General features: G+C 67.9%; 23 protein-coding genes and 1 pseudogene. 15 read left to right on the top strand and 9 right to left on the bottom strand.

Features of this window, described 5'->3' with window-relative positions; genetic code table 11:
- Nucleotides 1–6: 6 nt before the first annotated feature.
- From AC1DKQ_RS05645 to AC1DKQ_RS05635, 3 genes and pseudogenes are all read left to right on the top strand, one after another.
- Nucleotides 7–1,434: an amino acid permease gene (locus AC1DKQ_RS05645; RefSeq protein ID WP_476918426.1), complete on the top strand. Its 1,428-nt coding sequence runs from the start codon at nucleotides 7–9 to the stop codon at nucleotides 1,432–1,434.
- A 646-nt stretch (nucleotides 1,435–2,080) separates the two neighbouring features.
- Nucleotides 2,081–2,524: pseudogene (locus AC1DKQ_RS05640) on the top strand (dioxygenase family protein); the annotation flags it as partial.
- A gap of 98 nt (nucleotides 2,525–2,622) precedes the next feature.
- On the top strand, nucleotides 2,623–3,939 hold the full coding sequence (locus tag AC1DKQ_RS05635; RefSeq protein ID WP_476883051.1) for a M18 family aminopeptidase: 1,317 nt from the start codon (nucleotides 2,623–2,625) through the stop codon (nucleotides 3,937–3,939).
- A gap of 14 nt (nucleotides 3,940–3,953) precedes the next feature.
- On the opposite strand, the gene AC1DKQ_RS05630 is transcribed toward AC1DKQ_RS05635, so the two are convergent.
- The gene (locus tag AC1DKQ_RS05630) at nucleotides 3,954–4,637 is read right to left on the bottom strand and encodes a DUF1345 domain-containing protein (RefSeq protein ID WP_476883050.1); all 684 of its coding nucleotides are present in this window, start codon (nucleotides 4,635–4,637) and stop codon (nucleotides 3,954–3,956) included.
- 260 nt (nucleotides 4,638–4,897) lie between these two features.
- On the opposite strand from AC1DKQ_RS05630, the gene rpsF reads away from it, so the two are divergent.
- From rpsF to rplI, 4 genes are all read left to right on the top strand, one after another.
- Nucleotides 4,898–5,203, top strand: coding sequence for a 30S ribosomal protein S6 (gene rpsF / locus AC1DKQ_RS05625; RefSeq protein WP_090582123.1), 306 nt, complete (start codon nucleotides 4,898–4,900; stop codon nucleotides 5,201–5,203).
- Between the two features lie 55 nt (nucleotides 5,204–5,258).
- A complete protein-coding gene (locus tag AC1DKQ_RS05620) occupies nucleotides 5,259–5,834 on the top strand; it encodes a single-stranded DNA-binding protein (protein WP_277524846.1) in 576 nt (191 codons plus the stop codon).
- 125 nt (nucleotides 5,835–5,959) lie between these two features.
- Nucleotides 5,960–6,199 (top strand): 30S ribosomal protein S18, encoded by a 240-nt coding sequence (rpsR, locus tag AC1DKQ_RS05615; protein ID WP_003800144.1) that lies wholly within the window; start codon nucleotides 5,960–5,962, stop codon nucleotides 6,197–6,199.
- A 17-nt stretch (nucleotides 6,200–6,216) separates the two neighbouring features.
- Nucleotides 6,217–6,669 carry a 50S ribosomal protein L9 gene (gene rplI / locus AC1DKQ_RS05610; protein ID WP_091560672.1) on the top strand — a complete coding sequence of 151 codons (453 nt, stop codon included), beginning with the start codon at nucleotides 6,217–6,219 and terminating at the stop codon, nucleotides 6,667–6,669.
- 172 nt (nucleotides 6,670–6,841) lie between these two features.
- On the opposite strand, the gene AC1DKQ_RS05605 is transcribed toward rplI, so the two are convergent.
- Entirely contained in the window at nucleotides 6,842–7,264 is a 423-nt protein-coding gene (locus AC1DKQ_RS05605) for a DUF1801 domain-containing protein (RefSeq protein ID WP_476918425.1), read from the bottom strand.
- 139 nt (nucleotides 7,265–7,403) lie between these two features.
- Between AC1DKQ_RS05605 and AC1DKQ_RS05600 the strand changes: the two genes are divergently transcribed.
- Nucleotides 7,404–8,033, top strand: coding sequence for an FMN reductase (locus AC1DKQ_RS05600; RefSeq protein WP_476918424.1), 630 nt, complete (start codon nucleotides 7,404–7,406; stop codon nucleotides 8,031–8,033).
- Here AC1DKQ_RS05600 and AC1DKQ_RS05595 read toward each other — a convergent pair.
- Entirely contained in the window at nucleotides 7,953–8,177 is a 225-nt protein-coding gene (locus AC1DKQ_RS05595; protein ID WP_476883047.1) for a hypothetical protein, read from the bottom strand. The genes AC1DKQ_RS05600 and AC1DKQ_RS05595 overlap by 81 nt on opposite strands.
- Between AC1DKQ_RS05595 and AC1DKQ_RS05590 the strand changes: the two genes are divergently transcribed.
- Nucleotides 8,115–8,564, top strand: a complete 450-nt coding sequence (locus AC1DKQ_RS05590; protein WP_476918423.1) for a TFIIB-type zinc ribbon-containing protein — start codon at nucleotides 8,115–8,117, stop codon at nucleotides 8,562–8,564. The two genes, AC1DKQ_RS05595 and AC1DKQ_RS05590, sit on opposite strands and share 63 nt — an antisense overlap.
- A 78-nt stretch (nucleotides 8,565–8,642) precedes the next feature.
- Here the strand turns inward: AC1DKQ_RS05590 and AC1DKQ_RS05585 are convergent, their stop codons facing one another.
- Nucleotides 8,643–9,215, bottom strand: coding sequence for a hypothetical protein (locus AC1DKQ_RS05585; protein WP_476883045.1), 573 nt, complete (start codon nucleotides 9,213–9,215; stop codon nucleotides 8,643–8,645).
- A 3-nt stretch (nucleotides 9,216–9,218) separates the two neighbouring features.
- Entirely contained in the window at nucleotides 9,219–9,686 is a 468-nt protein-coding gene (locus tag AC1DKQ_RS05580) for a hypothetical protein (RefSeq protein ID WP_476883044.1), read from the bottom strand.
- 767 nt (nucleotides 9,687–10,453) lie between these two features.
- Between AC1DKQ_RS05580 and dnaB the strand changes: the two genes are divergently transcribed.
- The gene (dnaB, locus tag AC1DKQ_RS05575) at nucleotides 10,454–11,839 is read left to right on the top strand and encodes a replicative DNA helicase (protein WP_476883043.1); all 1,386 of its coding nucleotides are present in this window, start codon (nucleotides 10,454–10,456) and stop codon (nucleotides 11,837–11,839) included.
- A 6-nt stretch (nucleotides 11,840–11,845) separates the two neighbouring features.
- Here dnaB and AC1DKQ_RS05570 read toward each other — a convergent pair whose 3' ends face one another.
- Nucleotides 11,846–12,820, bottom strand: a complete 975-nt coding sequence (locus tag AC1DKQ_RS05570) for an acyl-CoA thioesterase (RefSeq protein WP_476883042.1) — start codon at nucleotides 12,818–12,820, stop codon at nucleotides 11,846–11,848.
- A 157-nt stretch (nucleotides 12,821–12,977) separates the two neighbouring features.
- Nucleotides 12,978–13,412 carry a DoxX family protein gene (locus AC1DKQ_RS05565; protein WP_476918422.1) on the bottom strand — a complete coding sequence of 145 codons (435 nt, stop codon included), beginning with the start codon at nucleotides 13,410–13,412 and terminating at the stop codon, nucleotides 12,978–12,980.
- Nucleotides 13,413–13,561: 149 nt separating this feature from the next.
- On the opposite strand from AC1DKQ_RS05565, the gene AC1DKQ_RS05560 reads away from it, so the two are divergent.
- The 3 genes from AC1DKQ_RS05560 to AC1DKQ_RS05550 all read left to right on the top strand — a co-directional run bounded on the left by AC1DKQ_RS05560 (nucleotide 13,562) and on the right by AC1DKQ_RS05550 (nucleotide 16,037).
- A complete protein-coding gene (locus tag AC1DKQ_RS05560) occupies nucleotides 13,562–14,917 on the top strand; it encodes an MATE family efflux transporter (protein WP_476918421.1) in 1,356 nt (451 codons plus the stop codon).
- Nucleotides 14,918–14,996: 79 nt separating this feature from the next.
- On the top strand, nucleotides 14,997–15,590 hold the full coding sequence (locus tag AC1DKQ_RS05555; protein ID WP_476918420.1) for a hypothetical protein: 594 nt from the start codon (nucleotides 14,997–14,999) through the stop codon (nucleotides 15,588–15,590).
- 84 nt (nucleotides 15,591–15,674) lie between these two features.
- Nucleotides 15,675–16,037: a hypothetical protein gene (locus AC1DKQ_RS05550; protein WP_476918419.1), complete on the top strand. Its 363-nt coding sequence runs from the start codon at nucleotides 15,675–15,677 to the stop codon at nucleotides 16,035–16,037.
- 73 nt (nucleotides 16,038–16,110) lie between these two features.
- Here the strand turns inward: AC1DKQ_RS05550 and AC1DKQ_RS05545 are convergent, their stop codons facing one another.
- On the bottom strand, nucleotides 16,111–16,653 hold the full coding sequence (locus AC1DKQ_RS05545; protein WP_476918418.1) for a CGNR zinc finger domain-containing protein: 543 nt from the start codon (nucleotides 16,651–16,653) through the stop codon (nucleotides 16,111–16,113).
- A 215-nt stretch (nucleotides 16,654–16,868) separates the two neighbouring features.
- Between AC1DKQ_RS05545 and AC1DKQ_RS05540 the strand changes: the two genes are divergently transcribed.
- Complete coding sequence (locus AC1DKQ_RS05540; protein ID WP_476883237.1) at nucleotides 16,869–17,822, top strand: EamA family transporter; 954 nt, start codon at nucleotides 16,869–16,871, stop codon at nucleotides 17,820–17,822.
- A 97-nt stretch (nucleotides 17,823–17,919) separates the two neighbouring features.
- Nucleotides 17,920–18,192, top strand: coding sequence for a DUF2277 domain-containing protein (locus AC1DKQ_RS05535; RefSeq protein ID WP_476883036.1), 273 nt, complete (start codon nucleotides 17,920–17,922; stop codon nucleotides 18,190–18,192).
- 30 nt (nucleotides 18,193–18,222) lie between these two features.
- Here the strand turns inward: AC1DKQ_RS05535 and AC1DKQ_RS05530 are convergent, their stop codons facing one another.
- Complete coding sequence (locus AC1DKQ_RS05530; RefSeq protein WP_476918487.1) at nucleotides 18,223–20,457, bottom strand: heavy metal translocating P-type ATPase; 2,235 nt, start codon at nucleotides 20,455–20,457, stop codon at nucleotides 18,223–18,225.
- Between the last annotated feature and the right edge of the window lie 91 nt (nucleotides 20,458–20,548).

Here is a 20,548-nt window from a genome sequence, read left to right as displayed (position 1 = left end):
GCTTCCATGCCCGCTGACCAGCAGCTCTCAAAATCCCTGAAACCCAGGCACCTGTCCATGATCGCCATCGCCGGCGTGATCGGCGCCGGACTGTTTGTCGGTTCGGGTGCGGCGATCCAGCAGGCCGGCCCGGGCATCCTGGTTGCCTACGCCGCGGCGGGTCTCGTCGTCATCCTGGTCATGCGGATGTTGGGTGAGATGGCCGCGGCCAACCCGGAAACCGGGTCTTTTTCCACCTACGCGGACAAGGCCCTGGGCCGCTGGGCCGGGTTCAGCATCGGCTGGCTGTACGCATGGTTCTGGATCATTGTCCTCGGCATCGAGGCCACGGCCGGGGCTGCGATCATGCACCGCTGGGTCCCCGGCATTGACCAGTGGGTGTGGGCGCTTGTCCTCATGGTGCTGCTGACGCTGACCAACCTAGGGTCCGTGAAGTCGTACGGCGAGTTCGAGTTTTGGTTCGCTTCCATCAAGGTCGCGGCAATCGTGCTCTTCCTGCTCTTCGGCGCTGCCGCGATCCTCGGCCTCGTCCCCGGCGTTCCGGCGCCCGGCCTGGACAACCTGATCGGCAACGGCGGGTTCATGCCCAACGGCCCCGGCGCCGTCCTGGCCGGCATCCTCGTGGTCGTGTTCTCCTTCTTCGGGGCGGAAATTGCCACCATCGCCGCCGGCGAGTCCGAGAACCCGGTCGACGCCGTCAAGAAGGCCGTGAAGTCCACGGTCTGGCGCATCCTCGTCTTCTACATCGGCTCCATCGCCATCGTGGTCACGCTGCTGCCCTGGAACTCCGCCTCCGTCGCCAAGAGCCCCTACGTTGCGGTCATCGAACTCTTCGGCATCCCCGGCGCCGGAACCATCATGGACATTGTGGTGCTGACCTCGGTGCTCTCCTGCCTGAACTCGGGCCTCTACACCGCCAGCCGCATGCTGTTCTCGCTGTCCCGCCGCGGCGACGCCCCCAAGTCATGGATGCGGATTTCCAAGCGCGGCGTGCCCGCAGCGGCCGTGCTGGCCTCCACGGTGGTCGGCTTCGTCACCGTCGGCCTGAACTACATTGCCCCGGACACGGTCTTCCTGTTCCTGGTCAACACCTCCGGCGCCATCGCGCTGTTCGTGTGGCTCGTGATTGCGTCGTCCCAGCTGATCCTGCGCCGCCGCATGGGCGCCGCCGCCAAGGACCTCCAGCTGAAAATGTGGCTCTTCCCGTACCTGACCTGGCTGTCAATCGTCAGCATCGTGGCCCTGCTGATCGGCATGGTGATTCTGGAATCCACGCGGGAATCGCTCCTGCTCTCGCTGGCCCTGGCCGCCGTCGTGGTGGGGATCGGCGTGTTCCGCTACCGCAGCAACGGCTCCAAGGCCACAGGTCCCGCAGCAGGTGCCGCCGAGACTCCTGCCGGGGACGCAACGGTGGGCGCCGGGAAGATCTCCTAGGTTCCAGCGGTCCAGACCACCGGACATGCCCTCCCTTGGCTCCCACCACTGGACATAGTGGCATTATGTCCATCGCTCGGCCCAAGGGCGGGCATGTCCACGGGGATCGCGGGACATGTCCAGTCCCGCTTGCGCATGGGGTGCCGCTCCGGGGGCAAAAGGGGACATGTCCATTACGGTGTGAAGGCGGGAGTGCTGGTCCGCGGAGTCCACGGGACATGTCCGTTCCCGGGGGCGGGTGGGAGCGCCGGTCCGTGGGGCATGCGGGACATGTCCATTCCAGGGTGCACGCGGGATTGCCGGTCCGTGGGGCACGCGGGACATGTCCATTCCAGGGTGCACGCGGGATTGCCGGTCCGTGGGGCATGCGGGACATGTCCAGTCCCGGCGCCGACCAGTGGACATAGTGGCCTTGTGTCCATCCCTGGGCGCGAGAGATGGGCGTGCCCGTGGGACACGGGGGACATGTCCATTTGCCGGGGAGCAGTTCAGGCCGAGGCGAGGGCATGTCCAGCCAAGGCACAGTCGATTCACAGGCACAGCCGCTTCACAGGAAGGGACTAGCCAGCCCATGGCGCTGCCGGGTTCGATGGGATCATGACAAAGAGGCCCCAGCCCCCGCACGAGCCGCACCCCAACCATGACCTGCACCCCGCTGGCGGGCGCCGCCGTCTACACCTGGCACTGTGACCGCGAGGGAAGATACTCCATGTACGATTCCGGGCTCCAGAATGAGAACTACCTGCGCGGCGTCCAGGAGGCCGACGCCAACGGGCAGGTCACGTTCAAGACCGTTTACCCCGGCGCCTACAGCGGCCGCTGGCCGCACATCCACTTCGAAGTGTTCGAGTCCATGAGCAATGCGACGGCGGCCGGCCAGATCCTGGCGGTGTCCCAGATTGCGCTGACCGAGGCGGCGTGCAAAGAGGTCTACGCGACGGCCGGCTACGAATCCAGTGCGCAGAATTTTCCCCGCACCACACTGAAATCCGACAACGTCTTCGGCGACGACGGCGGGATCTACCAGCTCGCCGCGATGAGCGGCTCGGTAACCGCGGGCTACGCCGCCGGTCTCAACGTCCCCGTCTAGCCCAGGTCCCCGTCAACCCCGGCGCCCGGCCCAACCCCGGCGCCCGGCCCAAGCCCGGCCGCCCGGGGCCCCCTGCGTGCCGGGCTAGACTCGGAGCCATGCCAACACCGAGCACTGCCGAAGAGCACATCCAGGACCTCGGCGCGTACGTCAGCGCGTCGCCGTCGAGCTTTCACGCCGTCCACGAAGCCGCGCGCCGCCTGGACGCGGCGGGCTTCACGGGCCTGGACGAACTGCACGCCTGGCCGAAGTCGCAGGCCGCCGCGGCCGGCAAGTTCTATGTGATCCGCGACGGCGCCCTCATCGCCTGGGTGGTGCCAACAGGTGCCGGACCGACCACTGGCTTCAACATCCTCGGCGCCCACACAGACTCGCCGTCCTTCAAACTCAAGCCGAAGCCCACAACAGGCAAATTCGGCTGGCTGCAGGCCGGCGTCGAGGTCTACGGCGGACCCCTCCTGAACTCCTGGCTGGACCGCGAACTCCAACTCGCCGGCCGGCTCGTCATGCGCGACGGCACACAGCACCTCACGGCCACAGGCCCGCTGCTGCGCTTCCCGCAGCTCGCCATCCACCTGGACCGAGCCGTCAATGAGGGCCTGGTCCTGGACAAACAGCAGCACATGAATCCTGTCTATGGCCAGGGCGATCCCGCAGGCGAGGACCTGCTCGGGCTCCTCGCGGACAGGGTTACCGGTGCCGCGGTGGATCCGGCGCAGATCGGCGGGTACGACGTCGTCATCGCGGACACCCAGGCCCCCGCGGTGTTCGGCGCGCGGGGCGAATTCTTCGCCTCCGGCCGGCTCGACAACCTCTCCGCGACGCACGCCGGGCTCACCGCGCTGATCGCCCACGCCGCAGCGCCGCCGGCGGACGGCGCGCCGATCGCCGTGCTGGCCGCCTTCGACCACGAGGAAATCGGGTCAGCGTCCCGCTCCGGCGCGTGCGGGCCCATCCTTGAGGACGTCCTCGTGCGGATCTCCGACGGGCTCGGCGCCTCGGCAAGCCAGCGGCGGCAGGCCTTTGCGGCGTCCTTCTGCGTCTCGGCGGACGCGGGCCATGCCGTGCACCCGAACTATCCGGAGCGGCACGATCCCGCCAACCGGCCGGTACTCAACGGCGGGCCGCTGCTGAAGATCAATGCCAACCAGCGCTACGCGACCGACGCCGCCGGGGCCGCCCTCTGGGCGCGGCTGTGCACCGACGCCGGGATTCCGTACCAGGAATTCGTCTCCAACAACGTGATGCCGTGCGGCTCGACGATCGGCCCGCTGACCGCCACCCGGCTGGGAATCCGGACGGTCGACGTCGGTGTGCCCCTGCTCTCGATGCACTCGGCGCGCGAGCTCTGCGGAGTCCAGGACCCGCACCGGCTGGCCACGGTGACGCGGACGTTTTTCCGGACGGCGGCGTAAGGTCCCGGTGCGGACTACGCGGCGACCCCGACCACGAGGTTGATGGTGGTAGCCAGGATGATTGTCCCAAAGAGGTAGGACAGCAGGCTGTGCTTGAGCGCCTCTGCCCGGATGCCATGGTTCTTCAGGGCGGTGTCCGAAACCTGGTACGTCATGCCAAGGCTTGTGGCCAGGTAGGCGAAGTCGGTGTACTGCGGCGGCCGGCTCTGGTTGAAGTCGATGCCGCCCACCGAGGAGCCCGCCTTCCGGCCCGTGCCGTAGTACAGCTCCGCATAGCGCAGCGTGAACAGCGTCTGGACCAGCGTCCAGGACAATGCCACCGAGACCACCGCGAGCAGGCCGCCCCCGATCCGGGACGCGATGTCGGTGTTGTTGTGGGAATCCACGATGACCGCTCCCGCCGCTGCCAGGCTCGCCACATTTGCGGCGAGGATGAGCAGGTCCGTGGTGCTCCGGGACGGATCTTCCGCTGTGGCGTGCAGCCGTGTGTCCGCCGGATCGAGGCGGCCGATGACCAGCCAGACCCACACGATGTAGGTCAGGGCAGTCGCGCACCAGCCGATTGTAGGAGCCTGCACCCAGTGCCCGGCCAGGCCGGCCGCCGTTGCGGCGAGCAGTCCCGCCAGCAGCATGACGGCGAAGCGCAGGCGGCTCTTTCTGGTGCGCACGGCACGTCGGTGCGCGGATCCGGTGTTCATTCCCTGATCATGGCATGCCGACGGCGGCAACTCCGCCGCAGGGGTTATCCACATGCCCCTCCGGGACTCTTCCGGGCCCGGCCACAGGGCCGTACGGTGGGGGCACGGAATCGCCGAAACCGGTGCGGATGCACTAAGCTATTGAAGTCTGTGCTGCGCCCTGCCTCCGTTCCGGCGGCCGGGCATTGCATGGCACCGCAAATGAACCTCCTGTTACGGAAATGCCGTAACCGCTTAGCCCAAAGGAGGTGGGTTCACATATGCGTCCTTACGAATTGATGGTAATCATCGACCCCGAGGTCGAAGAGCGTGCCGTTGAGCCGTCGCTTCAGAAGTTCCTGAACGTCATCACCAACGATGGTGGAACCATCGAAAAGGTTGACATCTGGGGCCGTCGTCGCCTGGCTTACGAAATCCAGAAGAAGTCCGAAGGTATCTACGCCGTGGTGAACTTCACCTCTGAGCCGGCTACCGCCAAAGAACTTGACCGCCAGCTGAGTCTCAACGAGACCATCATGCGCACCAAGATCACCCGCCCCGAAGAGCAGAAAGTTGTTGCTGAGTAATTCAGCAACCAACCTTCAATCTTCATCCCCGCAGGAACGCACAAGGAGGCAGTAGATGGCAGGCGAAACCACTATCACGGTTGTCGGTAACCTCACCAATGACCCCGAACTCAGGTTCACACCGTCCGGTTCGGCTGTAGCGAATTTCACCATCGCGTCTACTCCCCGCACCTTCGACCGGCAGTCCAATGAGTGGAAGGACGGGGAAACCCTGTTCCTCCGCGCGTCGGTCTGGCGCGAAGCAGCCGAAAACGTCGCCGAATCCCTGACCAAGGGCATGCGCGTGATTGTCTCCGGCCGCTTGAAGAGCCGTTCCTACGAAACAAAAGAAGGCGAGAAGCGCACCGTTATCGAGCTCGAGGTCGATGAAATCGGCCCGAGCCTGCGCTACGCCAATGCCAAGGTCAACCGCACCCAGCGCTCCGGCGGTCAGGGTGGACAGGGTGGCTTCGGCGGCGGCAACAGCGGCGGTGGCTTCGGTGGCGGCCAGGGTGCAAGCCAGGGCGGCAACACCGGCGGAACATGGGGCGGCAACCAGCCCGCCGCGCAGGAAGACCCGTGGGCCACGCCCGGGGTCAGCAATGCGGGCGGCGGCTGGGGCAACGGCCCGGATTCCGAACCTCCCTTCTAAACAACATCTAAGGTCCGGCGACGAAAACCACCTGGACGCCGCAAGGCGGCCGGGTGCAGACCGCGCCGGATCACCACCATCCCGTGGATCAATATCCACGGGCTCCATCGAATAGGAGCTCCACGATGGCTAAGGCTGAACTCCGTAAGCCCAAACCAAAGTCCAACCCCTTGAAGGCCGCTGACATCACTGTCATCGACTACAAGGACGTAGCATTGCTGCGCAAGTTCATCTCCGACCGCGGAAAGATCCGCGCCCGTCGCGTCACTGGCGTCACGGTGCAGGAACAGCGCAAGATCGCCCAGGCAATCAAGAACGCCCGCGAAGTTGCTTTGCTGCCTTACTCCGGCGCTGGCCGCGGCTAAGGAAGGGATTAACTAACATGGCAAAGCTCATTCTGACCCACGAAGTAACCGGTCTCGGTGCTGCTGGCGATGTTGTCGAGGTCAAGGACGGTTACGCACGTAACTACCTGCTGCCCCGCAACTTCGCTCTGACCTGGTCCAAGGGTGGCGAGAAGCAGGTTGAGTCCATCAAGGCTGCTCGCGTTGCCCGCGAGCACGCTTCCCTGGAAGACGCTCAGAAGCAGGCCGCTGCACTCTCCGCCAAGCCGGTCAAGCTGATCGTCAAGGCTGGCGCAACCGGCCGCCTGTTCGGCACCGTCAAGCAGGGCGACGTCGCCGACGCTGTTGAGGCCGCTGGCCTGGGCCGCATCGACAAGCGCAAGGTTGAACTGCCGGCACACATCAAGTCGACCGGTTCCTACCAGGCAAACGTCCGTCTGCACGACGACGTTTCCGCTGTGATCGAACTCGACGTAGTCGCAGGCAAGTAGCCCTCACCGGCTGCAGTCCTGAACTGCTGGAAGGCCCCCGCCTCCGGATCCCTCTGAGGGACCGAAGACGGGGGCCTCTGCTTTTAACCACAACGCGGGGTCACTTGCGGTCCATGGTGGGCGACGTCATGGGCCGTAAGTGACCCCGCGTTGCTTTGGCGGAGGGTTCCCCCTAGCCGTGGTGCAGCTCCGTGGTGACAGGCCGGTAGCCGAGCCGAATCAGCTCCGCCAGCACAGCCTCGTCGACGTCGTCGAGCTTGGTGACGTACAGGCACCCGGTGCCGAGCTTGTGCTTGCCCAGCCTGCCGAGCAGATCGGCGGCCTCCGGCCCGTTCGTGAGGCCGTAGAGCGACAGGCTGGATTTCCTGGGGGAGAATCCGACCGCTGCCGCGTTGCCCTCCCTGCCGCTCGCGTACTTGTAGTGATAGCGGCCGAAGCCCACAATCGTCGGACCCCACATTTGCGCCGGTTCCCCTGTGATTGCGGACATCAGCGCCAGCAGACGGAAGCCGTCCCCGCGCCGGACAGGATGCTCGACGGCCGTCAGGAACTCCTCCACCGACGCGCCGGTTGCCTGCGTCTTGTTTTCAGCCATGAGGGCAGTCTGGCAGAGCGCGGCACTCCTGTCAGGCAACGCGAGGGCGCGGGAATAAATCCATGTACCCGCCGCTTCTAGAAGTAGATGCAAACGCATGTAAAGGCGTTGCTGACCAGGATCAACTTAGGAGCACCTCGTGGAAACCCGCCGTATCACCGTTATCTCCGCCGGACTCGGCGTCCCCTCGTCGAGCCGCCTGCTGGCGGACCAGCTGGCGGCATCGGCCGAACGGCAGCTCGCCGCGGCCGGCTACGCCGTGGACATCGAGGTTGTGGAGCTGCGGGACCTCGCCGTGGACATCGCCAACAACTTCGTGACCGGCTATGCGGCTCCCCGGCTGGCCGAAGTGATCGCCGGCGTCGAGGCCTCTGACGGCCTGATCGCCGTCAGCCCCGTGTTCAGCGCCTCCTACAGCGGGCTTTTCAAGTCCTTCATCGACGTGCTCGATCCCAAGGCGCTGGAAGGCAAGGCCGTTCTGCTCGGGGCCACCGCCGGCACGGACCGACACCAGATGGTGCTGGACTTCGCGATGCGGCCGCTCTTCACCTACCTGCGCACCCGGATCGCCGCCACCGCGGTCTTCGCCGGACCGCAGGACTGGGGAAACAACGACGACGACGGCGGCTCGCCGCTCTCGGTTCGCGTAGACCGGGCAGCGGGGGAGTTCGTCGGCCTGCTCCGGGACTCAGGGCCGCAGCAGAAGCCGGCCGCGCTGGAATCCCTGCCGTTTGAGCAGCTCCTCGCCGGGATCAGCGGCCAGCGGTAGAGGCAGCCGGGCCTTCCGAGCCTGCAGGGCCGCCCGAACCTTTTCGGCGGCCCGCTCGTTGCACGGGACATGAAGTGTCCCGTGGATTCTATTGACCTGATGATGAGTGAACGCAGCGGTGTGGAGATCGACTACTGCCCCCAATGCCGTGGAGTGTGGTTGGACCGGGGGGAGCTGGACAAGATCATCGACCGTGCGGCGGAGTCCCTGGGCCCGGCGGCAGCCGCCCCCGCCGCCCCGCCGCCGCCGACCGCGTTCCCACCTGCGGCACACATTCCGCCGCCGCTGTACAACCTCGACCCGCGCCGGGATGAACGGCGCCCCGACGACCGCCGCTATGACGACCCTAGGTACGATGAGCGCCGCGACCGACCCCGCCCTGAACAGTCGCGCCCTGAACAGTCGCGCACAGTACAGTCGGGGTATCAACAGTCGCGCCCTGAACAGTCGGGGTATCAGCCGCCGCGTTACGATGACCGCCGCCGTCCCAAGAAGAAGGAAGGCTGGCTGGGGGACCTGTTCGACTTCTAGGCCTGCGGATTCCGGGCTTGCCGTGCGGAGCGCGCCGGGCAGGCCCTCGGGAAGTCCGAGAGCCCGGGCCGCCTGTGCTCAGTCGCTGAGCAGTGCGATGAATTCCCTGGCCTGCTTCATGGAAATATCCGAGTGGCGGGTCAGGGCTGTCGCCGCCGCCTCGGTGTCGCCGCTCTTGGCCAGGGTGCGGATCCTGCCGTAGATCTCGTCGTTGAGCATGTTGCTGCTCACCTCGCGCGTGACATCACCTTTGCTGGCGATCGCGCGGTAGCGGTACGCGAACCGCTGTGGCACGTCGTCCTCGTCCGGAACGGGCTCCGGTGCCGCCTCCGGGGCGCGGAACGGCTGGGGGTGCTCCGCCAGTGCCGCGACAGCGTCGCGGGACGCCCGGAGGCCCTCGCCCGTGGCCTCGAGGTACACCTTGATGGCTGCCATCGCCTGCCCCTGCGCGATCAGGGCATACAGCTGCCGGTGCTGCTCCTGGGTGAGCCTTGCCGCCGCCGCACGCGCCAGCTCCGCCGAGTCAGGGCCCGGCTGCGGCATGGGGGCAGGCCTGGGGCGATCGCCGCGGCGGCTCCAGGCGCGGACCACCATCAGCACGCCGGCGGCCACGAGCACCAGGATCAGTACGGGAATGAGCATGGAGTCCATGTGCTACAGCCGATCTACGTAATTCTTTGCGGTCTTGAAGTCCGTGTGGGTCGACTCCCGCAGCAGCCGGGCGGCCTTCGTCTTCTGGCCGTCTCGGGCCAGTGACTGGAGTTGCAGGAGGAGTTGGGGACTCAGGTGTCCGACGGCGAGCAGGGCGTCCTCGCGGCCGTGGCGCGTCCGTGTGGGAGCGGACCCGATCCGGGCAAGCAGGGCGGAACGGGCGTTGTCGGCCTGCTGCGACTGCTGCTGGGAGTTTTGGCTGGGACGCGTGGTCGCTTCAACCCGGGCGCGGGCGGCCTCGGCAGCCTGAACCTGCGCCGCGTAGTGGGCCAGGGACTTCACCGCCAGTTCCCGCTGGTAGCGCTCGGCGTCGGAGATGCCGAAATTCCGCGGCTTCAGGGCCGTGGTCACCGCCCAGAGCACTGCCGCCAGAATCAGGGCAGGCAACATGACTAGCAGTACATCGCCCATGATTAGAGCTTATGCCAGATTGCCGTTATCCACAGCATGTTCCGCGCCTCGCATACAGTGCGCCGCGGCCGGCGTCAATTCGGCGCGGTGGCATGAGTCCGGTCACGAAATGCGCACATCGGGCGGCAAATGTGGCCTCCGGCGCCGCGGTGTATCCCCAGCCGTAAGGTGCAGGCTGTGGATGAAGCTTGGCGGAAAATGTTTTGTGTCCACAAGATGAATCCAATGTTTCCGCAGGTCAAGAACGGATTTCGGGTCCAACTTTTTTTCTATCCACAGCTCTACCCACAGACTGTGCACAAGCATCTGGCACTAGTGCACAGGTTATCCACAGGGCAGAGGGTCGGCCGGGTTGGTGCCTGACCGATCGGCGGATAACGTTGCAGGATATCGGGCCTGGGAAGCGGAAAACCTGCGGTCGCCAGGTGGTGCCAACCAGGCCCCGCCCCCGGACCGCGGTGGCACACGGCCGCACCAGCGCTGTGGATAACGGCAGGCCGGTCCGGCGCTGACTGTCGGAGCTCACTGATAAGAATTGGGCTGCCGGCATGTGCCAGGTTTTGGCGCTGGCAAGCAACGTAGTTGCTTGGGCAGCGTGACCGGTGGGCACTGCGGCCGGGCACACCGGCAGTTGAGCATCAAGGCACTGGGCACGCAGGCGTCGCGCACTAAGGCGCTGGTATCAAAGGCACAGCGCATCAACGCACTGGGCACACGCGCCGCGGCGAACAGACATCCGCCACGGCACACAATGAAGGACGGCAGTTTTGTCAGTTACGCATCTGGACTCGGTCGAGGGTACGCGGGGAGGCGAGGGCAGCCGCAAGCCCCCGCAGGACATCCCCGCGGAGCAGTCAGTCCTGGGCGGCATGATGCTGTCCAAGGACGCCATCGCCGACGTCGTCGAGATCCTGCGTGGCCAGGACTTCTACCGTCCGGCGCACGAGACCATCTACGAGGCCATCATCGACCTCTATGGCCGGGGCGAACCAGCTGACGCCGTGACGGTCTCGGACGAACTGACCAAGCGCGGCGAGATCAACAGGATCGGCGGACCCGCCTACCTGCACGAACTCATCCAGACCGTCCCCACAGCCGCCAACGCCGGGTACTACGCCGAAATCGTGGGCGAACGCGCGGTCCTGCGCCGCCTGGTCAACGCAGGCACCAAGATTGTCCAGCTCGGCTACGGGCAGGACGGCGAGGTCGAAGACCTTGTCAACCAGGCCCAGGCCGAGGTCTACGCCGTCGCCGAACGCCGGACCGCCGAGGACTATGTGGTCCTCAAGGACGTCATGGAATCCACCGTTGACGAGATCGAGGCCTCGGGCCACCGCGGCGAGGGAATGACGGGCGTGCCCACGGGCTTTTACGAGCTCGACGAGCTGACCCACGGCCTGCATCCGGGCCAGATGATCGTCATCGCCGCCCGCCCCGCCGTCGGCAAGTCCACGTTCGCGCTGGACTTCGCCCGCTCGGCCGCCATCAAGAACAACCTCGCGACCGTCATGTTTTCCCTCGAAATGGGCCGCAACGAGATCGCCATGCGCCTGCTGTCCGCCGAGGCCACCATCGGTCTTCAGGACCTCCGCAAGGGCACCATCAAGGACGAGCAGTGGTCCAAGATCGCCACCACGATGGGCCGCATGAACGATGCCCCGCTGTTCATCGATGACAGCCCCAACATGTCGCTGATGGAAATCCGGGCCAAATGCCGGCGCCTGAAGCAGCAGCATGACCTCAAGCTGGTGATTCTGGACTACCTGCAGCTCATGAGCTCGGGTAAAAAGGTGGAATCCCGCCAGCAAGAAGTCTCCGAGTTCTCCCGCGCCCTGAAGCTCCTGGCCAAGGAACTCCAGGTGCCCGTGATCGCACTGTCGCAGCTGAACCGTGGCTCCGAGCAGCGCCAGGACAAACGCCCCATGGTCTCTGACCTGCGCGAGTCCGGCTCGATCGAGCAGGACGCCGACATGGTGATCCTGCTTCACCGCGAGGACGTCTATGACAAGGAGTCCCCGCGCGCCGGCGAGGCGGACATCCTGATCGCCAAGCACCGTAACGGCCCCACAAAGGACATTGTGGTGGCCTTCCAGGGCCACTACTCGCGGTTTGCCAACATGGCGGCCGACGCCGGCGGTGGCGGCGGCTTCTAGCCGGACCTAGCCCTTGCCCGCCCCGAGCAGGTGGTTGGGCAGCCGATTCCCCGGCGCCCGCCCGCGGATTTCCAGCAGTTCGCGGGCGTGGGTGTGGAGCCGGACGTCTTCTTCGGACACCGGCACCCACTGCGGAATCGGGACCGAGGTGCCGGTCTCGTCGCGGGCGACCATGACCGTCAGACAGTACGTCGTGAGGTTCAGCTCGCGCCCCTTCGGGTCCCCGGACCGGACATGGACGGCGATGTGCATGCCCTTGGTCCCGGTGTAGACCAGCCGGGCCTCCACCTCCACGACGTGGCCGATCAGCAGCGGCCGGTAGAACCGCACGCCGCCGGAGAACACAGCCACGGTGTCCTTCCCGCAGTAGCGGGAGGCGCAGACGTAGGCCGCCTCGTCGATCCACTTCATGACGATGCCGCCGTGGACCTTGCCGCCCCAGTTCACGTCCGTTGGTGCCGCCATGAACCGCAGCACCACGCGCTCTGCCGAGCCGGCGTCGGTATATTCCTGTCCGCTCATGGCCTGGACGATGTCCTCGCGGACCTTGATCCGGGCCAGCGCGTCGTCCCTCTGTTCGATTTCTTCCGGTGTCACCGGTTCAAACTGCGGCACCGGGATGGGCTTGCCGTCCGCGCCCACGGCCACAAAGATCACGATGCACTGGCTGCGCATGGTGGCCGGTCCGCCCTTGGGGTCGCCCGAGGACACCACGGTGCGGATATGCATCGAGGACCGCCCGGTGTACACGATCGTGGCCTCGACCTCCACCATGTCGCCGCTGTTGACCGGGTCCGCGAAGTGGATGTTCCCCACGTAGGCCGTCACACAGTAGGACTTTGCCCAGCCGACGGCGGCGGCGTAGGCCGCCTTGTCCACCCACTCGAGCACGGTGCCGGCGTCGACTGAGCCGCTGTGGCCGACGTCGGTGGGGGCGGCCAGGAAGCGCAGGGTCACGGAATTGGGCGCGTTCTCGCTCATGCTGCGAGTTTACTGAAAGGCCCGGCTGGCGCCGCGGGCCGGCGACACAATCGCTGTCCGGGACGCCATAACCCGCAGTCACGCGACGGCGGGCGGCCACCAGTAGGTGACCGCCCGCCGTCGTGCGCTATGGGCTTAGGGCTATGCCGTGAATGCCTTAGGCCAGGACCCGGAGCTTCGAGTCGGCGCGGCCGAACAGCACCTTGTCCACGGAGACTTTGCCCGCGCCGACCAAGGCCACGGCCAGGGCGGCGGCAGCGAGGATCAGGACGAGCTCGTAACCGCCGGTAGCGGCAAACACTCCAGCGGAGGCGTGAACCAGGAACAGGGCACCGAGCATGTCCACGGCGAGGAGGGCGGCGAACACGCGGGTCAGGACACCCAGGATCAGGGCGATACCGCCGACCAGCTCCAGGGTCGCGATCACCGGGGCAGCAACTTGCGCCGCCGGGACGCCCATCTGGGTGAAGGCAGCCTGGGTGCCGGGGATGGTGAACTCGGAGAACTTCTGCCAGCCGTGGGCGGCAAACAGGAATCCCGCGATGACGCGCAGGACGGTTCGGGCGGAGGTGGTCAGGGCGGGCTGGTTCATGGGAAATACCGTTTCGTAGATAGGAGGCGTCGCGGCTGGTTGCGGCCGCGACTTCGGTTGCGTTCACTATCAAGTCTTCCCGACTTTTAGTTGAAATGTCAACTAAAAGTCGTGCGGTGTCGATTCGTCGGCCCGGCTAGGGTTAAGCCGTGCATCCCTCCCCGCCGCTGTCCACCACCCTGCCGCCGTCTACAGGGCACCGGCGGGAGATCCTGCGCCTGGCAGTGCCGGCCTTTGGCGCGCTGATTGCTGAGCCGCTGTTCCTGCTCGCGGATTCGGCGATCGTGGGCCATCTCGGCGTGGCCGAGCTGGCCGGCGTCGGGCTGGCCTCGGCGGTCCTTCACACCGCAGTCGGGCTCATGGTGTTCCTCGCATACTCCACGACGCCGGCCGTGGCGCGGGCCGTCGGCAACGGCCAACTGGCGAAGGCCCTCGCGGCAGGACGCGACGGCGTCTGGCTGGCGCTCCTGCTGGGACTCGTCCTGGCTGCCGCCGGGTTCCTGGCCGCCGGGCCGCTGCTGGAACTGATGGGCGCCCGCGGCGAGGTGCATGGGTTTGCCGTGGACTACCTGCGCGGGTCCATGCCAGGCCTCGTGGCGATGCTCCTGATCTTTGCGGGCACCGGGGTGCTGCGCGGCCTCCAGGACACGCGGACGCCGCTGATCGTCGCCGCCGCGGGTTTCACGCTGAACATCGCGCTGAACCTGGTCCTCGTCTACGGGCTGGGCTGGTCCGTGACCGGCTCGGCCGTCGGCACGAGCATCGCGCAGTGGGCCATGGCGGCCGTCTATGTGCTGATTGTCCGGCGCAACGCCCGCAACAACGGGGTTCCCCTGCGGCCGGACTGGCGCGGCATCCGGGCACTGACCAGGGTGGGCTCCTGGCTGATGCTGCGCACGCTCAGCCTCCGCATCGCGATTCTCGCCACGGTGGTGGTGGCCACCGCCCAGGGGTCTGTCAACCTCGCCGCACACCAGCTGGCCATGACCATCTTCACGTTCTTCGCCTTCGCGCTGGACGCCCTTGCGATCGCGGCCCAGGCCCTGATCGGCAAGGAACTCGGCGCGGGCCGGCCGGTGGCGGCCCGCGCGCTGACGCGCACCATGACGCGATGGGGGCTCGGCTTCGGCGTCCTGACCGGGATCGTCCTGGCTGCGGCGGCCCCGTGGGCGGGCGCCCTCTTCACGTCCGACGCCGATGTCAGGGGGGCGCTGACGCTCGCCCTTTGGGTGCTCGCCGCCGGGCAGCCGCTGGCCGGCTACGTCTTCGTCCTCGACGGCGTCCTGATCGGCGCGGGCGACGCCCGCTACCTGGCGATCGCCGGCGTCGTCAATCTCGCGGCCTACCTGCCGCTGCTGCTGGCCGTGGGGTACTCCGGCGCCAGTGCCGGCGCGGGACTGCTCTGGCTGTGGGCCGCCTTCTCCCTGGGCTACATGGCGGCGCGCGCGCTGACGCTGGGCCTCCGGGCCCGGACGGAGAAGTGGATGGTCCTCGGCGCGCGCTAAGGGCGTTGAGCCGGAACCCCCGCGCGCGCACTGCGCCGAACCGGCGCGCGCAGTGGCGGCTTCGCACTAAACTGGACGGGTGACTCTTCCCGCAACGCCTGACGCGACCCCTGCCATCCGCGCCGCGGCCGACCTCTGGAAGCCCGTGCTGGTCAGGGCGGCCGTTGCGCTCGTGTTTGGTGCGGTAACCGTGTTCTGGGCCGCGCCGTCCGAGGCCGGCATGGGCTGGGCCGGCGGCCTCTACCTGCTGGCCACCGGTGTGGTGATGCTCTGGACCGTGCCCAAGACCGGATTCCGCCCCCGCGAAGGCGTCGGCAAGTTCCTCTCCGCCGGCGGAGCAGCCCTGTCCGGGGCCGGCGCTGCCGCGGCACTGATCCCCGCCCCACTCGTTTTCGGCACGGTCGCGGCCTTGGGCCTAGGCGTTGCCGGCGCCGCAGAGCTCTTCGCGGGCCTTTCCGCCCGCGGCCGGTCCGTGCTGGCCCGCGACTGGATCGCCTCCGGCGTGATCGGGCTGGGCACTGCAATCGCTCTGCCGTTCTTCATCGGCCTCGGCCCGCACGCACTCCTCGGCGTTGCGGGCGGCGGGGCCATCATCAGCGGCGTCTTGTGGATGCTGTCCGGCCTGACCCTGCGGCATGATGCTCCGGGCGATTCCGCGGAGGCCGTAAACTAGTACGGACAGGTTCTACCCGGCGTAGAACAATTGCGGTAACAAGACAGCCACGCTTCCCCGCGCGGGCTGCAGGAGGAAAGCACCTTGGCACAGCAGAAACCCGGAGCGTCCCGCAGCCTGCGGACATCGGTCAAGGGACCGCTCATGTTCTCCGCGTTCTGGGCCGTGGTGGTGTTCTTCGGCGTCCTGATCTTCGCCTCGGGCGGCAGCGCCCGCGCACCCCGGTTCGACCTCGCGCTCATCGGCGCCGGGATCGCCTTCATTGTGATCCTGGTGGTGGCCGCCATGCTCGCGATGAGCCACAAGGACAACCCCGAGGACCTGGGCAAGGGCTCCGGCGTCAACCTCAGTTCCAAGCGCCCGTCCTCCGGCCACGGCGGCGCTTCGGCGCGGCCCCGCCCCGAGGCCGGCTCCGGCGATTCCCGTGACGGCGGCCCGCATGCCTGACGACGCAGGCCTGACAGCGAGGGCCTAACGCCGCAGGCCTAGCAGCGAGGGCCGCAGTAGGCGGCCGTGGCCGTCACGATGCGGCTTTCCGCGCCCGGTATGCGGCCACGTGTGCACGGTTGGCACAGTTGCCCGTGTCGCAGTAGCGCTTCGAGCGGTTGCGGCTCAGATCCAGCACGACGGCGTCGCAGTCATCCGCGGCGCACACCAGCAGGCGGTCCATTTCCTTGCTCCGGATCACGTCAACGATCGCCATGGCCGCCTCCGTGCTCATCCGATCGGCCAGCGGCGCCTCAGGGGTAGTGGCGTGCAGGTGCCAGTCCCAGGGATCATGCTTGACCAGCTGGGGGAGTGCCCGAGCCTCCCGGAGCAGCCGGTTTACGGTCTCCGCGGCAGTGGCCTCCTCCGCCAGCCAGAGCTCGGCGAGCTCGCTGCGCAGGCGCCGCACGCTGGCTAGCTCGGACTCGTCGCGGGTCCGGGAGCCGGTGAAGCCCTCGGACTCCAGGAAGTCATCCAGATCCTTGGCCGTGGCCAAGTGTTCCTCACCGTTGGCGGCGGTGTTGATGAGGTTGACCACAGAACGCAGGGCAACTTCCGTGTCAGGGGCAAAAACCATCTTGACTCCTTACCTCGTCCGGGCGTAATGTCATGACCATAACCCTACTTTACTCCTGACAGGAGATTGCCGTGTCTGCCCCCCAACGCCCCGTCGCCGCTCCGGTCCGAGACCTCGCTGCCCTGCGGCCTGCCTCCGAACCGGCCAGCGCCACGCGGGGCGCGGGGCCGGGTGCCGAGCGGGGGGCCAAGCGGGCCGGCGCGGCGTCGGGCTTCATGGCCTCGGGTCTGGGGGTCGCCCTGTTTTCGTCCGCGGTATTCGGGCTTTCCGGATCTTTCGCCAAGGCGCTCCTGGAAACGGGCTGGACCCCCGGCGCCGCCGTTACAGCCCGGCTCACGGGCGCGGCCCTGATTCTGGCCATCCCCGCCCTCGCGGCCCTGCGCGGGCGGTGGCACCAGCTCCGTGACAACTGGGTGACCGTCGTGCTGTTCGGATTCATCGGCGTCGCCGCCTGCCAGCTGTTCTACTTCAACGCCGTGTCCCGGCTTTCGGTCGGCGTCGCCCTGCTGCTGGAGTACCTCGCGCCGGTCCTGATCGTGCTCTGGCTGTGGGCGGCCAGCCGGAAACGGCCGCGGCCGCTGACCATTGCCGGCACGCTCCTGTCCCTCGGCGGGCTGGTCCTGGTCCTGGACCTCACCGGCGCTGTGAAAGTCGACCCTATCGGCGTGCTGTGGGGGATCGCCGCCGCCGTCTGCCTCGCCATCTACTTCTTCATCACCGCCAAGGAAAACGACACCCTCCCGCCGATCGTCCTGGCTTCCGGCGGGCTCATGGTGGGCGCCATCGTCATGTGGCTGACCGCGGCAACCGGGCTGCTGCCGATGGCCTTCAGCACTGCCGACACCCGCCTGGGACCCTGGATCACCCCGTGGTGGGTGGCCCTCGGCGGCCTCGTGGTCCTGGCCACGGTGGTGGCGTACGTGTCCGGCATTGTCGCCGCGCGGGCGCTCGGCTCGAAGGTCGCCTCCTTTGTCTCGCTCACCGAGGTGCTGTTCGCCGTCATCTGGGCGTGGCTGCTGCTCGGCGAACTGCCCGGACCCATCCAGCTCCTGGGCGGGCTGCTGATTGTCGGGGGCGTGGTGCTGGTCCGGCTGGACGAGCTCCGGGCCCCGGCCGGCACCGGTGCGGCAGCGCTGGACCACGCGAACGACTGCGAGCCCGTGCCGTAAGCCACGCGCGTTGGCACCCGGCGGGCCTGCCTGCCGGGTGCCAGCATTCTCGCCTCGGGCCCTCGTTCCCTGGGCAGAAGGCACCTAGCATGGAGATATGTGCCGAAACATCCGGACCCTCCACAATTTTGAGCCCCACGCCACCACCGCCGAGGTGGAGGCCGCGGCGCTGCAATACGTGCGCAAGATCAGTGGCAGCACCAAGCCGTCCAAGGCCAACGAAGAGGCCTTCAACCGGGCCGTGCACGAGATTGCCCACGCGACGCAGCACCTGCTCGACGCCCTGGTGACCCATGCCCCGGCCAAGGACCGCGGGGAGGAAGCCGCCAAGGCCAAAGCCCGGGCTGCCGTCCGCTACGGCGCGGCCTGAGCCAGGGGCGCCGCCCGGGCGAGGGCGGCCTTAGCTGCCGAAGCTGCGCAGCCGCAGCGAGTTGGCCACCACCAGCACCGAGCTGGCGGCCATCGCGGCGCCGGCGATCATCGGGTTGAGCAGGCCCAGTGCTGCCACCGGGATGCCCACGGCGTTGTAGAAGAAGGCCCAGAAAAGGTTCGTCTTGATGGTGCCGAGCGTCCGGCGGGAGAGCTCGATCGCCTGCGCCACCTGCCCGAGGTCGTTGCCCATCACCGTCAGATCCGCGGCCTCGATGGCGACGTCGGTGCCGGAGCCCATCGCGACGCCCAGGTCCGCCTGCGCCAGCGCCGCGGCGTCGTTGACCCCGTCCCCGGCCATCGCCACAGTGGCGCCCGCCGCCTGCAGCTTCCGCACGGCCTGGACCTTGCCCTCGGGGAGCACACCCGCGAAGACGTCCTCCGGGCTGATCCCGACGGCGGCCGCCACCTGCGCGGCCACGGCGGCGTTGTCGCCGGTCAGCAGGATCGGCCGGAGCCCCAGTTCCCGGAGCCGGGTGACCGCGGCGGCGGAGCCGGGCTTGACGGTGTCCCGCAGGCGGATGATGCCGGCGGTCTCGCCGTCAACAGCAACCCAGATGGCCGTGGTGCCCGAGTCCTCGGCAGCGCCCAGCACCTCCCGCTGGGCCGGGGACGGGGCGATGCCGAGCTCCAGCAGCCAGCCGGTGCGCCCGGCGGTGACCAGCCGGCCGTCCACGGTGCCCTGGACGCCCCCGCCGGGCGCGGAACGGAAGCCGGCCACGGCGGGGTGGCCGGCGCCGTCGTCGTTCAAGCAATCTGCGGCCGATGCTGCAGTGGCGATGGCCCGGGCGATCGGGTGCTCGGAGGCGTATTCCACGGCCCCTGCGAGGCGCAGGACCTCGGCTGCACTGTGCGGTCCAAAGCCCTGGATGCTGTCTACGGCAAGCCGGCCGGTGGTGACGGTCCCGGTCTTGTCCAGCAGGATCGTGTCCACCCTCCGGGTGTCCTCGAGGATCTGCGGCCCCTTGATGAGGATGCCGAGTTGGGCGCCGCGGCCGGTTCCGGTGAGCAGCCCCACCGGCGTGGCCAGCCCCAGGGCGCAGGGGCAGGCGATGACCAGCACGGCGACGGCGGCGGTGAAGGCCGCCCGGACCTCGTCGGGGCCCGCGGCCGGCCCGGCCGCCACCAGCCAGGCCCCGAAGGTGAGGGCGGCGATGGCCAGGACGACCGGTACGAAGACGGCGCTGATGCGGTCTGCGAGCCGGGCGATGGGGGCTTTCCCGGTCTGCGCCGCGGAGACGAGGCGGCCCATCTGGGCCAGCGTGGTTTCAGATCCGACCCGGGTGGCGCGGACCAGGAGCCGGCCGGAGGTGTTGATGGTGGCTCCGGTGACCTGGCTGTCCGGGCCAACTTCCACCGGCACGGATTCGCCGGTCACGAGGGAGGCGTCCACGGCCGAGGCGCCGTCGAGGACCACGCCGTCGGTGGCGATCTTCTCGCCGGGGCGGACCACCATCACGTCGCCGGCGGCCAGCTGGTCGGCCGGGATCCTGTGCTCGGTGCCGCCGCGCAGGACGGTCGCGTCTTTCGCGCCCAGGTCCAGCAGGGCCCTCAGGGCGTCGCCTGCCTTCCGTTTGGCGTTGGCCTCGAGCTCGCGGCCGAGCAGCAGGAACATGGTGACTACTGATGCGACCTCGAAATACAGGGCGCTGGAGCCCATCCCCTCCGCTGCCGGGTGTGCGGTCATGCCCGGATCGGCAAGGAGCTCGCCGGCCGAGAACGCGTAGGCAGCAATCACGCCGATTGACACCAGGGTGTCCATGGTCGAGGCCAGGTGCCGGGCGTTGGCGGCCGCGGCGCGGTGAAACGGCCACGCCGCCCACGTGACCACCGGCAGGGCCAGGACGGCGGCCGCCCAGCCCCAGTTCGGGAACTGCAGCGCCGGGATCATCGAGATCGCGAAAACCGGGACGGTGAGTGCGGCCGCCACGGCGAGCCGCGGGCGGAGAGAGGGCGCGGCTGAGCCGGCCGGAGTCGCGGTGCTGGCCGGGGGTCCCGTGGGCTCACGCGGGGTGTCCGGGTACCGGGGGGTCCGGACCGTGGCCTTGTAGCCGGCGGCCGCGATCGTGGCGGTGATTTGGTTGTCGGTAATGTCCGCCGGGACGCTGACACGGGCCGACTCGAGTGGCAGGTTGACGCTGGCCTCGACGCCGTCGAGCTTTCCGAGCTTGCGCTCGACGCGGTTGACGCAGGAGGCGCAGGTCATGCCCTCGATATCAAGGTCAATGACCCGGCTTCCGGCCCGGTCCAACAACTGATCGCTGCTCACTGTGTCTTTTCCCTGTCGCTTCGTTTTG

The sequence above is a fragment of the Arthrobacter sp. 05L421 genome (genome assembly GCF_056397785.1).
Note: the sequence above shows the minus strand (reverse complement) of the source record. Positions and strands in the feature narration are given on the sequence as shown.

Excerpts from the sequence above, each read along its gene's own strand:
- AC1DKQ_RS05535 (WP_476883036.1), top strand. The coding sequence starts at position 17,920 with ATGTGCCGAAACATCCGGACCCTCCACAATTTTGAGCCCCACGCCACC.
- AC1DKQ_RS05645 (WP_476918426.1), top strand. The coding sequence starts at position 7 with ATGCCCGCTGACCAGCAGCTCTCAAAATCCCTGAAACCCAGGCACCTG.
- AC1DKQ_RS05580 (WP_476883044.1), bottom strand. The coding sequence starts at position 9,686 with ATGGGCGATGTACTGCTAGTCATGTTGCCTGCCCTGATTCTGGCGGCA.
- AC1DKQ_RS05570 (WP_476883042.1), bottom strand. The coding sequence starts at position 12,820 with ATGAGCGAGAACGCGCCCAATTCCGTGACCCTGCGCTTCCTGGCCGCC.
- AC1DKQ_RS05585 (WP_476883045.1), bottom strand. The coding sequence starts at position 9,215 with ATGGACTCCATGCTCATTCCCGTACTGATCCTGGTGCTCGTGGCCGCC.
- rpsF (WP_090582123.1), top strand. The coding sequence starts at position 4,898 with ATGCGTCCTTACGAATTGATGGTAATCATCGACCCCGAGGTCGAAGAG.
- AC1DKQ_RS05565 (WP_476918422.1), bottom strand. The coding sequence starts at position 13,412 with ATGAACCAGCCCGCCCTGACCACCTCCGCCCGAACCGTCCTGCGCGTC.
- AC1DKQ_RS05620 (WP_277524846.1), top strand. The coding sequence starts at position 5,259 with ATGGCAGGCGAAACCACTATCACGGTTGTCGGTAACCTCACCAATGAC.
- rplI (WP_091560672.1), top strand. The coding sequence starts at position 6,217 with ATGGCAAAGCTCATTCTGACCCACGAAGTAACCGGTCTCGGTGCTGCT.
- AC1DKQ_RS05540 (WP_476883237.1), top strand. The coding sequence starts at position 16,869 with ATGGCCTCGGGTCTGGGGGTCGCCCTGTTTTCGTCCGCGGTATTCGGG.
- AC1DKQ_RS05630 (WP_476883050.1), bottom strand. The coding sequence starts at position 4,637 with ATGAACACCGGATCCGCGCACCGACGTGCCGTGCGCACCAGAAAGAGC.
- rpsR (WP_003800144.1), top strand. The coding sequence starts at position 5,960 with ATGGCTAAGGCTGAACTCCGTAAGCCCAAACCAAAGTCCAACCCCTTG.
- AC1DKQ_RS05635 (WP_476883051.1), top strand. The coding sequence starts at position 2,623 with ATGCCAACACCGAGCACTGCCGAAGAGCACATCCAGGACCTCGGCGCG.
- AC1DKQ_RS05605 (WP_476918425.1), bottom strand. The coding sequence starts at position 7,264 with ATGGCTGAAAACAAGACGCAGGCAACCGGCGCGTCGGTGGAGGAGTTC.
- AC1DKQ_RS05530 (WP_476918487.1), bottom strand. The coding sequence starts at position 20,457 with ATGACCTGCGCCTCCTGCGTCAACCGCGTCGAGCGCAAGCTCGGAAAG.
- AC1DKQ_RS05545 (WP_476918418.1), bottom strand. The coding sequence starts at position 16,653 with ATGGTTTTTGCCCCTGACACGGAAGTTGCCCTGCGTTCTGTGGTCAAC.